Origin of the sequence: Ensifer adhaerens (assembly GCF_001270265.1) — a bacterium.
In the GTDB taxonomy this organism is placed as follows: Bacteria; Pseudomonadota; Alphaproteobacteria; order Rhizobiales; family Rhizobiaceae; genus Ensifer; species Ensifer adhaerens_B.
Window position 1 is genome coordinate 143,488 of sequence record NZ_LGAP01000012.1, and the last position, 14,114, is coordinate 157,601.

Genomic DNA, 14,114 nt, shown 5'->3' on the forward strand with positions numbered 1-14,114 from the left:
TCAAGCCCACGCAAACTGCCAGGGCTTACGCACGCTTGCGGGAGCCGGGCGGCACAAGCGGTAGACCGAATGAGGGCGCTGGATCAGGAGGCGAAACGTCGCGGTACGGCGCAGCGTGCTACCGCGTCGCGCACGAATTGGCGAACGCGGCAACACCCGCCACGGCGGTGCACGGCGAATTGCTATTGAGGCCAAGCCACGTGGCTTAGCTTAGGGATGATGCAAAACGCTCAGCCCACCGTCGACAGTCAGGCACGTCGCGTTGATGAAGGTGCATTCGTCGGATACCAGGAAGAGCGCAGCGCGGGCGATTTCATCAGCCGTGGCGATCCGTCCGCCGGGGTGCAGCTTCATCGTTTCCGCCTCGGCGGCGACCGGGTCCGGAAAGCTGTTCCAGTATTCGACAGCCTTCTGCGTCAGCACGTAACCCGGCGCAAGGGCATTCACCCGGATGCCTCGGGAGGCATATTCGATGCCAAGCGACTTGGTCATGCCGAGAAGCGCATGTTTCGCCACGGGATAGGGAAACGTATGCGGGATGATGGTGAAGGCGTGCGTCGAGGCAATGTTGAGGATGACGCCGCCGCCCTCCTCGATCATGCCGGGAAGCACGGCGCGGCTGCAATTCCACGCACCTTTGAGATTGACGTCGAAACAGCGCTGCCAGTCGGCATCGCTCAATGCCAGCGGCTCTGAAAATACGTTGATGCCAGCATTGTTGACGAGCGCGTTCGGGCGGCCGATCGTCGATTCAGCCTGACGGATGGCTTCGGCGATTGCATCGGCATCGGTGATGTCGGCCGTCGTCGATGCAACTGTGCCGCCCTCGGCCTTGAGCCTAGTCGCCTCCCTGTCGAGCAGCGGCCCGTCGCGATCGATCAGAAAGAGGCTCGCCCCCTCCTTCAGGAATACCTCGGCCATGGCGAGACCAATGCCCTGGGCTGCCCCCGTGATGACGATGCGCTTTCCAGCAAGCCGCTTGCTCATATTTTCCGCCTCCCTCAGCCGATGATCCCGCGCAGCCGTCACCACTCGGCGACGCTGCCGTCCTCATGGCGCCAGATCGGATTGCGCCAGCGATGGCCTTGCTTGGCGCGTTCGATGACATAGGCCTCGTCGACCTCGACGCCGAGACCGGGGCCTTGTGGGATCGAGACGAAGCCGTCCTCATAGTGGAAGACGTCCTTGTTGGAGATGTAGTCGAGAATGTCGTTGGCCTCGTTGTAGTGAATGCCGAGGCTCTGCTCCTGGATGAAGGCGTTGTAGCTCACGGCGTCGATCTGCAGGCAGGCGGCAAGCGCAATCGGGCCAAGTGGGCAATGGGGCGCCAGCGCCACGTCATAGGCCTCGGCCATGGCAGCGATCTTGCGGCATTCGGTGATGCCGCCGGCATGGGAAAGGTCGGGCTGGATGATGTCGACATAGCCGTCCGCAAGCACCGACTTGAAGTCCCAGCGCGAATAGAGCCGCTCGCCGAGCGCGATCGGCGTCGAGCAATGGTTGGCGATTTCCTTAAGCGCCTCGCGGTTTTCCGAAAGCACCGGCTCCTCGATGAACATCAGCTTGAACTGCTCGAGCTCCTTGGCGAGTACCTTGGCCATCGGCCGGTGCACCCGTCCATGGAAGTCGACGCCAATGCCGATGTTCGGGCCGATCGCGTCGCGGATGATGCCGATGGTCTCTACCGCCTTGTCGATCTTCTCGTTGGTGTCGACGATCTGCAGTTCCTCGCAGCCGTTGAGCTTGATCGCCTTGAACCCGCGCGCCACCACGTCTTTGGCGTTGCGGGCGACATCGCTCGGGCGGTCGCCGCCGATCCAGGAATAGACCTTGATCTTGTCGCGGCACTGTCCGCCAAGCAGGGAGTGTACGGGCTGGCCCAGCGCCTTGCCCTTGATGTCCCAAAGCGCCTGGTCGATGCCGGCAAGCGCGCTCATGTGAATGGCGCCGCCGCGGTAGAAACCGCCGCGGTACATCACGTTCCAGTGGTCCTCGATCAGGAACGGATCCTTGCCGACGAGGTAGTCGGAAAGCTCATGCACCGCTGCTTCGACCGTGAGCGCCCGTCCTTCGACGACAGGCTCACCCCAACCGACGATGCCTTCGTCGGTCTCCACCTTGAGAAACAGCCAGCGCGGCGGAACGATATAGGTGGTGAGCTTGGTGATTTTCATGGGCTGATGTCCAGGTTCGGTGGCGATGAGTTGTCGCGATCAACCGCGGCAGGCGGATCGCGATCGGGAACGTTAGAAAGTGGATTTCACGGGGCGGTGCTGCTTGACCGCGGTCGCCAGGTCGCGTGCGGCGAGATCCAGCATGCGCGTCGAGCAGTCGCGCGCAGCCGCCTTGTCGCGCATGCGCAGTGCCTCGACCAGTTCACGATGGATGTCGACAGCCTCGTCGCGCCGCTCGGCGGCTTCGTTGGAGGCATGCAGCGAAAACTTGAGCGCCGCCTGGATGATGCCGACGAGCTGCAGGAAGACCTGGTTATGGCTGGCCTTGAGCAGGCAGGTGTGGAAGGCAACGTCGGCATCGGTGAAGCCGGCAATATCGCGCTCGCCGTCACGCATTGCCTGCCAGGCACGTTCGAGATCAGCGATTTCCTGGACGGTCGCACGCTCGGCGGCGAATTCGGCGGCAACCGGTTCGATCGCCCGGCGTGCTTCCAGGATGCAGTTCAACAGGTCGAATTCGAAGATGCGTTCGCCGATCCACTCAAGCACCTGGGCATCCAGGATGTTCCACTCATCCTTGCCGCAAACGATGGTGCCGACACGCGAACGGCCACGCACCATGCCCTTCGATTCGAGGATCTTCAGCGATTCCCGGATAACCGTCCGGCTGACGCCGTAACGCTCGCAGAGATCGTTTTCCCGCGGCAGATAGGAGCCGACCGGAAAGATATCGGCGCAGATGTCGGAGGCGATGGTCCGCGTCACGTTCTTCTGGACACGCGGCCGGCGTTGCACCTGCTCCCCTGCCGCGCCCTGCGGCTCCTGTCCTTCCATCTCCATCTCCACCCATCCCTTCAGTTCCGCCGACGCTTTTACCCCAGATCACCTTCCCTCGCGACAGGGATCAGGGACGCGCTTCGGCAATAGTTATACATCACTACCGCAATCATCATACAAAGGCAATTGACGGATATGATGATTCATCATACACAAATGAGAACTGCAGGAGGCAGTTCACCAGGGAGAGAAATCATGCGCTTCTTCAAGGCCGCCATCTTGGCTGGCACCGTCGCCGTATTCACCGCAACCTCGGCCTTCGCTGCCGACGTCAAGATCGGCTTCATCGTCAAGCAGCCCGAGGAACCGTGGTTCCAGGATGAATGGAAGTTCGCCGACGTCGCCGCCAAGGAAAAGGGCTTCACGCTGGTCAAGATCGGCGCGGAAGACGGCGAGAAGGTCCAGTCGGCGATCGACAACCTCGGCGCCCAGGGCGCACAGGGCTTCATCATCTGCACGCCTGACGTCAAGCTCGGCCCAGGCATCATCGCCAAGGCAGCCGCGAACGATCTCAAGTTGATGACGGTCGACGACCGCCTCGTCAACGCCGATGGCAGCCCGATCGAAGACGTGCCGCATATGGGCATCTCCGCCACCAAGATCGGCGAAGCCGTCGGTCAGTCGATCGTCGACGAGATCAAGAAGCGTGGTTGGGACATGAAGGACGTCGGTGCGATCCGCGTTTCCTACGACCAGCTGCCGACGGCCGTCGACCGCGTCGAAGGCGCGCTCTCGGTACTGAAGGCAAACGGCTTCCCGGAAGCAAACATCTTCGACGCACCGCAGGCAAAAACCGATACCGAAGCCGCACTCAACGCCTCGACCGTCGTTCTCAACAAGAATGCCGGCATCAAGAAGTGGGTTGCCGTCGGCCTCAATGACGAGGCGGTCCTTGGTGCCGTGCGCGCGACCGAAACCGTCGGCATTGCCGCCGACAGCATGATCGGCGTCGGCATCGGCGGCGCGGACTCGGCCATCAACGAGTTCAAGAAGCCCGCCGCAACTGGCTTCTTCGGTACCGTGATCATCTCGCCGAAGCGTCACGGCTATGAGACCGCGCTCAACATGTATGAGTGGGTCGCCAACGCCAAGGAGCCGGGAAAGCTGACGCTGACGGCGGGCCAGGTCGCCCTGCGTGATACCTACGAGGCGGTGCGCAAAGACCTCGGCATCGAATAATCGTCGCCTTCGATGACCTTGAGCCCGGCGGCTTGACACCGCCGGGCGCCCCATGCCCGGAGCGTCGCAGATGCAAGACTTCCTTGAATTCCGATCCATCTCCAAGGGTTATCCCGGCGTCCAGGCACTGTCGAACGTCTCGTTCTCGGTCAGAAAAGGCGCAGTACACGGGCTGATGGGCGAAAACGGCGCCGGCAAGTCGACGCTGATCCGCGTCCTCTCCGGCGACCAGTCCGCAGACACCGGCGAAATCCTGATCGACGGAGAACAGCAGCACTACCGCTCGGTCCGCGATGCCTTCCATGCCGGCGTCATCGTCATCCACCAGGAATTGCAGCTTGTCCCGGAACTGACGGTCGCGGAAAACCTCTGGCTCGGGCGCTTTCCGGGCAAGGCCGGCGTTATCGATCGCCGGCAGCTGACCGAGGTTGTTTCCCGGAAGCTTTCCGAGATCGGCATCGAGGTCGATCCGGCCGTCAAGGTCGCCTCGCTTTCGATCGGCGAACGGCAGATGGTGGAAATCGCCAAGGCGGTGATGCTCGATGCGCGCGTGATCGCTCTCGATGAGCCGACGTCGTCGCTATCCTCGCGCGAAAGCGAAATCCTCTTTGCCCTCATCGACCGCCTGCGCGCCAACGGCACCGTCATCCTTTATGTCTCCCACCGCCTCGACGAGATCTTCCGCCTCTGCGACAGCCTGACGGTACTGCGCGATGGAAAACTTGCCGCCCATCATCCCGATATCTCGAAGGTGACACGCGACCAGATCATTTCCGAAATGGTCGGGCGCGAGATCGCCAACATCTGGGGCTGGCGCGGGCGCAGCCTCGGTGAAGAGCGGCTGCGCGTCGAAAGCATTTCGGGAGCGAAACTTCGGCACCCCTTGAGCTTCTCCGTCCGGCGCGGCGAGATCCTCGGCTTCTTCGGCCTGATCGGCGCCTGCCGCAGCGAAATGGCCCGCCTCGTCTATGGCGCCGATGCCCGCAGCGGCGGCACGGTATCGGTGGACGGCACCACCATTGAGGCCGACAGCCCACCGCATTCCATCCGCTCGGGCATCGTGCTCTGCCCGGAAGACCGCAAGTTCGACGGCATCGTCCAGGGACGCTCGATCGAGGAAAATATGACGATCTCCTCGCGTCGCCATTTCTCGCCCTTCGGCCTTATCAACCCTGGGAAAGAGGGCGCGCTTGCCGACAAATTCATCGCCAAACTTCGCGTGCGTACGCCATCGCGCCGCCAGGACATCATCAATCTTTCGGGCGGCAACCAGCAGAAGGTGATCCTCGGCCGCTGGCTGTCCGAAGAGGGCGTCAAGGTGCTGATGATCGACGAGCCGACACGCGGCATCGATGTCGGCGCCAAATCGGAAATCTACGAAATCCTCTACGAACTGGCCGCGAACGGCATGGCGATCGTGGTCATCTCCAGCGAACTGCCCGAAGTCATGGGCATCGCCGACCGCATCATGGTGATGTGCGAGGGCCGCGTCGCTGCCGACATTCCACGGGCGGATTTCGACGAGCGACGCATTCTCGCCGCCGCCCTGCCGGACGTTCAAAACTTAAACACTCTTCCTCACGCACAGGTACGGTGACGATGACCTCCTTGAAAAAACTCCTTCTCGGCGAACAGGGCCTCGTCGTCATCTTCGCGCTGGCCTTCGTCATCGTGTCGCTGACCGTCCCCAACTTCCTGACCGAGCGAAACATGCTCGGCCTGCTGCAGTCGGTCGTGACGATCGGCATCGTCGCCTGCACCATGATGTTCTGCCTCGCCTCGCGCGACTTCGATCTTTCGGTCGGCTCGACGGTTGCCTTTTCCGGCATGGTCGCCGTCATGGCGTCGAATGCGACCGGTTCGATCCTGCTCGGCCTTGTCGCCGCCCTGGTGTGCGGGGGCCTCGTCGGAACGGTCAACGGCGTCGTCATCGCCCGCTTCCGCATCAACGCGCTGATCACGACGCTTGCCACGATGCAGATCGTGCGCGGCCTGGCGCTGATCGCATCGGACGGCCGCGCCGTCGGTATCAACGATCCGAGCTTCTACCAGCTGGCCCTTTCGCGCTTCCTCGGTGTCCCGACACCGATCTGGGTCATGGCGCTGTTCTTCGTCGCCTTCGGCTTCCTGTTGAACCGCACAGTCTTCGGCAAGAACACGCTGGCGATCGGCGGCAATCCGGAAGCGTCGCGGCTTGCCGGCGTCGACGTTGCGCGCATGCGGATCTGGATCTTTGCGCTGCAGGGTCTCGTCTGCGCCGTCGCCGGCGTATTGCTGGCATCGCGCATCACCTCGGGCCAGCCGAACGCGGCCACGGGCCTCGAGCTTTCAGTGATCTCGGCTTGCGTGCTCGGCGGCGTGTCCCTTGCCGGCGGACGGGCGGCAATGACCGGCGTGATTGTCGGCGTGCTGATCATGGGCATCGCGGAAAACGTCATGAACCTGCTCAACATTCAGGCCTTCTACCAGTATGTCGTGCGCGGCCTGATCCTGCTGCTCGCCGTGCTGCTCGACAACCTACGTTCGTCCGCCGCCGGGCGCCGGGCGTAGCTGCCGCATGTCCCTGGACGTTCTGCAGCTTAACAATGGGATGCTTTCGATCGAATTGAGCCGCTTCGGCGGCTCGATCCTGTCCGGCTCCCATCGCGGCGTCCCGATCTTTCAACCCACACCGACCGGCGGCCTCGCCTCGCTGCGCCACGGGGCGGAGGCGAGCTTTCCACTCGTTCCCTTCGGCAACCGGCTGGAGGGCAACACCTTCACCTTCTCAGGCAATCGCTTCGTCCTTGCTCCCAATGCTGGCGATCCGTTTTATCTGCATGGCGACGGTTGGTTAGCGAGCTGGCAGGTCGTCTCGCACAACGAAACCGAAGCGTGCCTGCGCTACGTGCACGACGCGATCCCGCCTAGTCCCTATGCCTATGAAGCCCTTCAGCATTTCAGCGTTGAAGGCGGTCGCCTGACTGTCACCCTTTCGGTCACCAATAGGTCGGCCTTCGCTTTACCCATGGGCCTCGGTCACCATCCCTTCTTTCCAAAAACCGCCGGCACACGGCTGATCGCGAAGGCCGGTCGCTTCTGGACGGAGAGAGCGGGTCACCTGCCCGACCAGCCCGGGCCGATACCGGATGCGCTTGATTTTGAACGGGGCAATCTCGTACCACGCCAATGGCTGAACAACGCCTATGAGGGGTGGGATGGCAAGGCGCTCATCGAGTGGCAGGAACACGACCTCTGCCTTGAGATCGAAGCTCAGCCGCCCTTTCGCCACTTCATGCTCTACGCACCTGAAGACGCCGATCTTTTCTGTTTCGAGCCGATGACGCATCTGCCGAATGGCCATCACCTTCCAGGCTTTGGCGGTCTTTCCATTCTTGAACATGGCCAAAGCCTCGTCGGCACAATGACGCTGTCGCCGCGCCTGCTCTCGGAAGGGCGTTGACCAGAACGGAGTGGCGCAGGTCGTTCGGCCAACTCAAACATCAAAGCACCGCGCGTCATATCCGACGCGCGGTGCTTTGATGGATTGTCGTTCAGAGCGATTTCGCGTCTATGCGGCAACCCGTGCCGACGCGTCGAATTCCGCCGCCCATTGCACCGATGGTCGCGCAGCGCAGCGCTCGATCCAGGCCTTGACGGCAGGCACATCAGGCGCTGCTTCCGGGAACCATGCAAACGGCGAATAGAGCAGCAGGTCGGCAGCCGAGAACTCGTCGCCCATCAGATAGGGACTTGCTTCCAGCGCCGTCGCCAGTTGACGCGCCATTTCGGCGGAACTGCGGAACGTGGACTGCAGATAGGGATGCGAGATCCCCGCCGCTTCGATGATCAGCACCGGCTCAACCACGCCCGCATACCAGGCAAGCCAGCTCAGATAACGGCCTCGCTTGGGATCGCCGGCAACCGGCGCCAGTTTCCTGGCCGGGAACAGATCGGTCAGGTACTGGATGATGGCGATGCTTTCCCAAATGACGACGCCGTCATGCACGAGCAGCGGCACCTTGCCTTCCGGGTGCGGGTTTTTCGGGTCCTTGGCACCGCTGCCGTCGCCGCGGGTAATGTCGACGATGACGATGTTCACCTTGTCGAGCGCATCCAGTTCGCGAAGCAGAGTGATGATGCGCGAAGAGCGGGAGCGCGGGGCGTGATAGAGCGTCAACATTGAAATACCTCGATTGCGGTTTCTGTCTGCTCTCCTTATAAACCGACCCAACTGTCAATTTTCGTCAGTAGGCTCATGGCGCGCAGCGATCGTTTGTTTCGTCTTCTCCAGGCCCTTCGTAGCCTGCCGCCGCCCGTGACTGCCGCGCGGCTGGCCGAGGAAACCGGCGTGTCGCTACGCTCGCTCTACCGCGACATCGACAGCCTGCGCGCAGCCGGTGCTGTCATCGATGGCGAGCGCGGTTTTGGCTATCGCCTCACCGAAGACATCGCCCTTCCACCCCAGACCTTCACGCGTCTTGAAATCGAAGCCCTCGTGCTGGGCATGGCCGAAGTTCGCCACATGGGCGAACCCGAGCTTGCGCGAGCCGCCGAAGCCGTGCTCTCGAAAATAACCGCCACCCTGCCCGATCGGCTGCAACAGCAGACTATCCATGCGGTCTCGCAGGTTCACCGTTTCGAACAAAGGTCCGCGCCCGATATCGACGTCGGCCTGCTTCGCGAAGCCTGCTGGCAGGAACGGGCAATCGTCATAGACTATGTCGATGCGGAGCACCGGCACACGGAGAGGCGCCTTCTGCCGCTCGGCATTGTCTACCTCGAGCGTGTGCTCGTGCTTTTGGCCTGGTGCTACCTGAGGCAGGGATATCGCAAGTTCAGGATCGATCGCATCGCCAGCCTCGAATTGATGGACGAAAGCTTCCGTCCACGTCGGGTTCCCATGCTTCGGGAATTCATCGCCCAGTTGAACGCGGGGGCAGAGGACGCAACGGCGCAATATGCCGCGCGGCGGTAAGCTCGCCTCATCCGTTCGATGAAACAAACGGAGCTAGTCTGAACGAGAGCTGTAGCCAGTCGCAAGAAAGGGCGCGGCCCACCGAGAAGTGGACCGTGCCCCGTCGCATCAAGATGCGGTCTTGCCCTGGGAGGCAGCTTTATTCGGCTGGCTGGAGACCCTGAACCGGGCTTTCCGGCAGTGCCCGGCCGCCAAGGGTTGCGGCCAGTTGGGTCTCGTCCAGTTCGCCTTCCCACTTCGCAACCACGATGGTCGCAACGGCATTGCCGACAAAGTTGGTCAGCGCCCGGCATTCCGACATGAAGCGGTCGATGCCGAGGATCAGCGCCATGCCGGCGACCGGCACCGCCGGAACGACTGAGAGCGTGGCCGCGAGCGTGATAAAACCTGCGCCGGTGATGCCGGCGGCGCCCTTGGAGCTCAGCATCGCCACCAGCAGCAGCAGCACCTGATCGCCGAGCGACAGCGGAATGTCCATCGCTTGGGCGATGAACAGCGCGGCCAGCGTCATGTAGATGTTGGTGCCGTCGAGGTTGAAGGAATAGCCGGTCGGAATGACGAGGCCCACAACCGAGCGCTTGCAACCGGCCTTTTCCATCTTGCTCATCAGGCCCGGCAGGGCTGCTTCCGAGGAGGACGTGCCGAGCACCAGCAGCAGCTCTTCCTTGATGTAGCGGATCAGCGCGATGATCGAGAAGCCGTTGTAACGGGCAACGGCGCCGAGAACCAGGAAGACGAAGAGGAAAGACGTCAAGTAGAAGGTGCCGATCAGCATCGCCAGGTTGGCGATCGAGGCGACGCCGTACTTGCCGATGGTGAAGGCCATGGCGCCGAAAGCACCGATCGGGGCGGCCTTCATCAGGATCGCGACCAGCTTGAAGATCGGCAGCGTCAGCGCGTGCAGGAAATCGACGACGGGCTCCGCCTTCTTGCCGACCATGGCAAGCGCCAGACCGAAGAGCACGGAGATGAACAGCACCTGCAGGATATCGCCTTCGGCAAAGGCGCCGACGAGCGTGGTCGGGATGATGTTCATCAGGAAGCCGGTGATCGACTGCTCATGCGCCTTTTCGGCGTAGGAGGTGACCGCCTTGACGTCGAGCGAAGCGGGATCGATGTGCATGCCGGCACCCGGCTGCACCACATTGGCCACGATCAGGCCGATGATGAGCGCGAGCGTCGAGAAGGTTAGGAAGTAGATCATCGCCTTGCCGGCGACCCGCCCGACCTTGGCAAGATCGGTCATGCCGGCAATGCCGGTGGCAACCGTCAGGAAGATGACCGGAGCGATGATCATCTTCACCAGCCGGATAAAGGCATCGCCGAGCGGCTTCAGCTGCGTGCCGATTTCCGGATAAAAATGTCCGAGCAGGATGCCCGCGGCAATGGCCGCCAGAACCTGGACGTAGAGATGACGATAGAAAGATGTCTTGCCGCGCGGTTCCGCGGATTGGTCGATAATCATGATATCCTCCACTCGGCCCAGTCCGGCGTCATGCCGGGCCTCCCGGGCCATATTTCCGAAGCGCGACAGCTCGGGCTGTCATGAGGATGTCATTTGCAATGGGCGTGCCAGTTTGCAGCACGACTGATCAGGTCGTTGAAATACCGGAACATTTTTCGGGACTCCGGATCATGCGCACGAATATTTGAGCGGATATCCGCACAGGCCATCTGGAAATTTGGGCGGAATAATGCACAATTCCGCCATGTCCATGCCCGCCCCTACCCCCATCGATCCAGCGGATCTTGACCGGCAGATGCGCCGCGCCTGGCTGATTTTTGCCGCGGTCGCGTTGGGGCTGCTGGTAGCGGGGCTTTTTGTCGCCGGCGAATATGGGCGAAAGAAGGCGCTCGAATCTGTCGATATCCAAAGCCGCATCGATGCCAACCTCAAGGCGTCGCTGCTGAGAGCGGTGCTGGAGCGACAGCGCGCGCTGCCCCTGGTGCTGGCCGACGACGTCGAGGTGAAAGCCGCGCTCGAGAGAGGTGGCGACCAGCCGTTGCAGCGGCTCAATCAAAAGCTCGAGGCGCTGGCCGCCAATACGGATGCGGCGGTGATCTACGCGATCGGCCTCGACGGCCTGGCGATTGCTGCCAGCAACTGGCGCGAGCCGACCAGCTTCGTCGGCAATGACTACGCTTTCCGCGAATACTTCCGGATGGCGATGCGCGACGGCAAGGCCGAACATTTTGCCATGGGCACCGTCAGCAAGCGGCCGGGTCTTTACATCTCCAGGCGCGTCGACGGCACCAACGGTCCGATCGGTGTCGTGGTCGCAAAACTCGAATTCGACGGTGTCGAGGCCGATTGGCTTGCCTCCGGCAAGCCGGTCTATGTCACCGACCGGCGCGGCATCGTATTGATCACCAGCTTCCCCTCCTGGCGCTTCATGACCACTCGCAACATCCCCGGAGACCGCCTCGCCGCCATCCGTGACAGCCTGCAGTTCGGCGATGCTTCGCTGCTGCCACTGCCGTTCCGCCGTATCGAACCGACGAGCGATGGGTCGAGCGTGCTGTCAGCACTTCTGCCCGGCAGCAGCGAGAAGCAATACCTCAGGGTCGAGACCATGGTTCCCTCGACCAGTTGGCGGCTGGAGCAATTGGCCCCGCTTGACGCAGCCCTTGGTGCGGCGACCCGCGAGGCACGGCTACTGGCGCTGGCCGTCATCGTGCCGCTTTTGGCGCTTGCCGCATTCCTCCTTCGCCGGCGCCAGGCGCTGACGCTGGTCGCGGCGAACGAGCGCGCCGCGCGCGACGAACTGGAGCGACGCGTCACCGAGCGCACGCACGACCTGAGCCTGGCGCGCGATCACCTCGAAACCGAAATCGCCGACCACCAGCGCACCGGCGAAAAGCTGCAGGCGGTGCAGCAGGAACTGGTCCAGGCCAACCGGCTGGCGATCCTCGGCCAGGTGGCCGCCGGCGTCGCCCATGAGATCAACCAGCCGGTCGCAACCATCCGCGCCTATGCCGACAATGCCCGCACCTTCCTCGATCGCGGCCAGCAGGAAACCGCGGTCGAAAACCTCGAAAGCATCGCCGCGCTGACTGAACGGGTCGGCGCCATCACCGACGAGTTGCGCAGCTTTGCGCGCAAGGGACGATTCGTCGCCGAGCCGACGGCCGTGCGAGAGGTGATCGAAGGCGCACGAATGCTACTGCGCAGCCGCTTTGCCGGCCGCATGGACGCGATCGTCATCGATCTGCCTGATAACGGGCTCTGCGTGCTCGGCAACCGTATCCGGCTTGAACAGGTGCTGATCAATCTGCTGCAGAATGCCCTGGAAGCCCTCGGCGAACGGGCAGACGCGGAGATCCGCGTGCGTTGCGAGGTCGGCGCCTCCGACACCGTTTTCCTGTTCGTCGCTGACAACGGCCCGGGCATCCGGCCCGATATCCTCGAGGATCTGTTCACCCCATTCAACACCTCCAAGGATGAGGGCCTCGGTCTCGGCCTTGCCATCTCCAAGGAAATCGTCGTCGACTATGGCGGCGACATCGAGGTCAAGACCAGCCCAGAGGGCACCGTCTTCACCGTGCGTCTGAAGAGGGCCTGAGCGATGCAGCAATCCGTATGCCTCGTCGACGACGACACCGACCTCAGGAAAGCAATGAAGCAGACGCTGGAGCTTGCCGGCCTCATCGTCTCCGCCTTTCCCGGCGCGGCGGAAGCGCTCGCACTCCTCAGCCCGGATTTCGACGGCATCGTCATCAGCGATATCCGCATGCCGGGGATCGACGGCCTGACGCTGTTTCGCCGCGTCGCCGACTTCGATCCCGACCTTCCCGTCATTCTCGTGACCGGCCACGGCGATATCCCGATGGCCGTTCAGGCCATGCAGGACGGCGTGTACGACTTCATTCCCAAACCTTTTGCCGCCGACCGTCTTGTGCAAAGCGCGCGCCGCGCCTTGGAAAAGCGCCGACTGGTGATAGAAAACCGCGCGCTGAAACGCGCAGCGGAAGTCGCCGGCGAAAGCCTGCCGCTGATTGGCCAGACCCCTGTCATGGAACGGCTGCGCCAGACCTTGCGGCATATCGCCGACACCGACGTTGACGTGCTGGTTGCCGGCGAAACCGGCAGCGGCAAGGAGGTGGTGGCGACGCTGCTCCACAATTGGAGCCGGCGCCGCAATGGCAACTTCGTGGCGCTCAACTGCGGCGCATTGCCGGAAACTGTGATCGAAAGCGAGCTTTTCGGCCACGAGCCGGGCGCCTTTACCGGCGCCTTGAAGAAGCGCGTCGGCCGTATCGAGCATGCAAGCGGCGGCACGCTTTTCCTCGACGAGATTGAGGCGATGCCGCCGGCAACGCAGGTCAAGATGCTGCGTGTGCTCGAAGCCCGCGAAATCACACCGCTCGGCACCAATGTCGTGCGCCCTGTCGATATCCGCGTGATCGCCGCCGCCAAGATCGATCTCGGTGATCCGGCCCAGCGAGGCGACTTTCGCGAGGATCTCTATTTCCGGCTGAACGTCGTCACGCTGTCGATCCCGCCGCTGCGCGAGCGCCGGGACGACATCCCGCTCCTCTTTTCGCATTTCCTGACACGTGCGGCCGAGCGCTTCAAGCGCGACGTGCCGCCGGTTTCGCCCGCGGTGCACCACTATCTGATGTCCCATTCCTGGCCCGGCAATGTGCGCGAACTCTCGCATTTTGCCGAGCGTGTCGCCCTTGGCGTCGAAGGGTCGCTCGGACAGCCGACCGCCGCCGCTGCGCCAACCGGTGCCACCCTGCCCGAACGGCTCGAGCGCTACGAGGCGGAAATACTAAAAGAAGCGCTGCGGGCGCAGCGCGGCGACGTCAAGGCGACGATCGAGGCGCTGGGCATTCCGCGCAAGACCTTCTACGACAAGCTGCAGCGGCACAACATCAACCGGGCGGATTATGCCGACCGGACATCTGCCGAAAAGCCAGGCCGCTAGCAGGCGATCAACAGGCCGGACGCACCACCTTCGGAT

General features: G+C 62.7%; 12 protein-coding genes. 7 read left to right on the plus strand and 5 right to left on the minus strand.

The features are described 5' to 3' along the window. Nucleotides 1-210: 210 nt before the first annotated feature. From AC244_RS18725 to AC244_RS18735, 3 genes are all read right to left on the minus strand, one after another. Nucleotides 211-987, minus strand: coding sequence for an SDR family oxidoreductase (locus tag AC244_RS18725; RefSeq protein WP_053250328.1), 777 nt, complete (start codon nt 985-987; stop codon nt 211-213). A 38-nt stretch (nt 988-1,025) separates the two neighbouring features. Then, a complete protein-coding gene (gene dgoD / locus AC244_RS18730) occupies nt 1,026-2,174 on the minus strand; it encodes a galactonate dehydratase (protein WP_053250329.1) in 1,149 nt (382 codons plus the stop codon). A gap of 72 nt (nt 2,175-2,246) precedes the next feature. Beyond that, entirely contained in the window at nt 2,247-3,008 is a 762-nt protein-coding gene (locus tag AC244_RS18735; RefSeq protein ID WP_053250330.1) for a FadR/GntR family transcriptional regulator, read from the minus strand. A gap of 198 nt (nt 3,009-3,206) precedes the next feature. Between AC244_RS18735 and AC244_RS18740 the strand changes: the two genes are divergently transcribed. The 4 genes from AC244_RS18740 to AC244_RS18755 all read left to right on the plus strand — a co-directional run bounded on the left by AC244_RS18740 (nt 3,207) and on the right by AC244_RS18755 (nt 7,632). Then, nucleotides 3,207-4,190, plus strand: a complete 984-nt coding sequence (locus AC244_RS18740) for an arabinose ABC transporter substrate-binding protein (protein ID WP_053250331.1) — start codon at nt 3,207-3,209, stop codon at nt 4,188-4,190. Nucleotides 4,191-4,260: 70 nt separating this feature from the next. Further along, entirely contained in the window at nt 4,261-5,787 is a 1,527-nt protein-coding gene (gene araG, locus AC244_RS18745) for an L-arabinose ABC transporter ATP-binding protein AraG (protein WP_053250332.1), read from the plus strand. 2 nt (nt 5,788-5,789) lie between these two features. Further along, nucleotides 5,790-6,740, plus strand: coding sequence for an L-arabinose ABC transporter permease AraH (araH, locus tag AC244_RS18750; RefSeq protein ID WP_053250369.1), 951 nt, complete (start codon nt 5,790-5,792; stop codon nt 6,738-6,740). A 7-nt stretch (nt 6,741-6,747) separates the two neighbouring features. Next, nucleotides 6,748-7,632, plus strand: coding sequence for an aldose 1-epimerase (locus AC244_RS18755; RefSeq protein WP_053250333.1), 885 nt, complete (start codon nt 6,748-6,750; stop codon nt 7,630-7,632). A 108-nt stretch (nt 7,633-7,740) separates the two neighbouring features. On the opposite strand, the gene AC244_RS18760 is transcribed toward AC244_RS18755, so the two are convergent. Beyond that, nucleotides 7,741-8,352, minus strand: coding sequence for a glutathione S-transferase family protein (locus AC244_RS18760; RefSeq protein WP_053250334.1), 612 nt, complete (start codon nt 8,350-8,352; stop codon nt 7,741-7,743). Between the two features lie 75 nt (nt 8,353-8,427). On the opposite strand from AC244_RS18760, the gene AC244_RS18765 reads away from it, so the two are divergent. Further along, nucleotides 8,428-9,147: a helix-turn-helix transcriptional regulator gene (locus AC244_RS18765; RefSeq protein WP_053250335.1), complete on the plus strand. Its 720-nt coding sequence runs from the start codon at nt 8,428-8,430 to the stop codon at nt 9,145-9,147. Between the two features lie 139 nt (nt 9,148-9,286). On the opposite strand, the gene AC244_RS18770 is transcribed toward AC244_RS18765, so the two are convergent. Then, nucleotides 9,287-10,612: a dicarboxylate/amino acid:cation symporter gene (locus AC244_RS18770; protein ID WP_053250336.1), complete on the minus strand. Its 1,326-nt coding sequence runs from the start codon at nt 10,610-10,612 to the stop codon at nt 9,287-9,289. A 229-nt stretch (nt 10,613-10,841) separates the two neighbouring features. Between AC244_RS18770 and AC244_RS18775 the strand changes: the two genes are divergently transcribed. Next, the gene (locus tag AC244_RS18775) at nt 10,842-12,710 is read left to right on the plus strand and encodes a sensor histidine kinase (protein WP_053250337.1); all 1,869 of its coding nucleotides are present in this window, start codon (nt 10,842-10,844) and stop codon (nt 12,708-12,710) included. Nucleotides 12,711-12,713: 3 nt separating this feature from the next. Next, on the plus strand, nt 12,714-14,078 hold the full coding sequence (locus AC244_RS18780) for a sigma-54-dependent transcriptional regulator (RefSeq protein WP_053250338.1): 1,365 nt from the start codon (nt 12,714-12,716) through the stop codon (nt 14,076-14,078). Nucleotides 14,079-14,114: the final 36 nt, after the last annotated feature.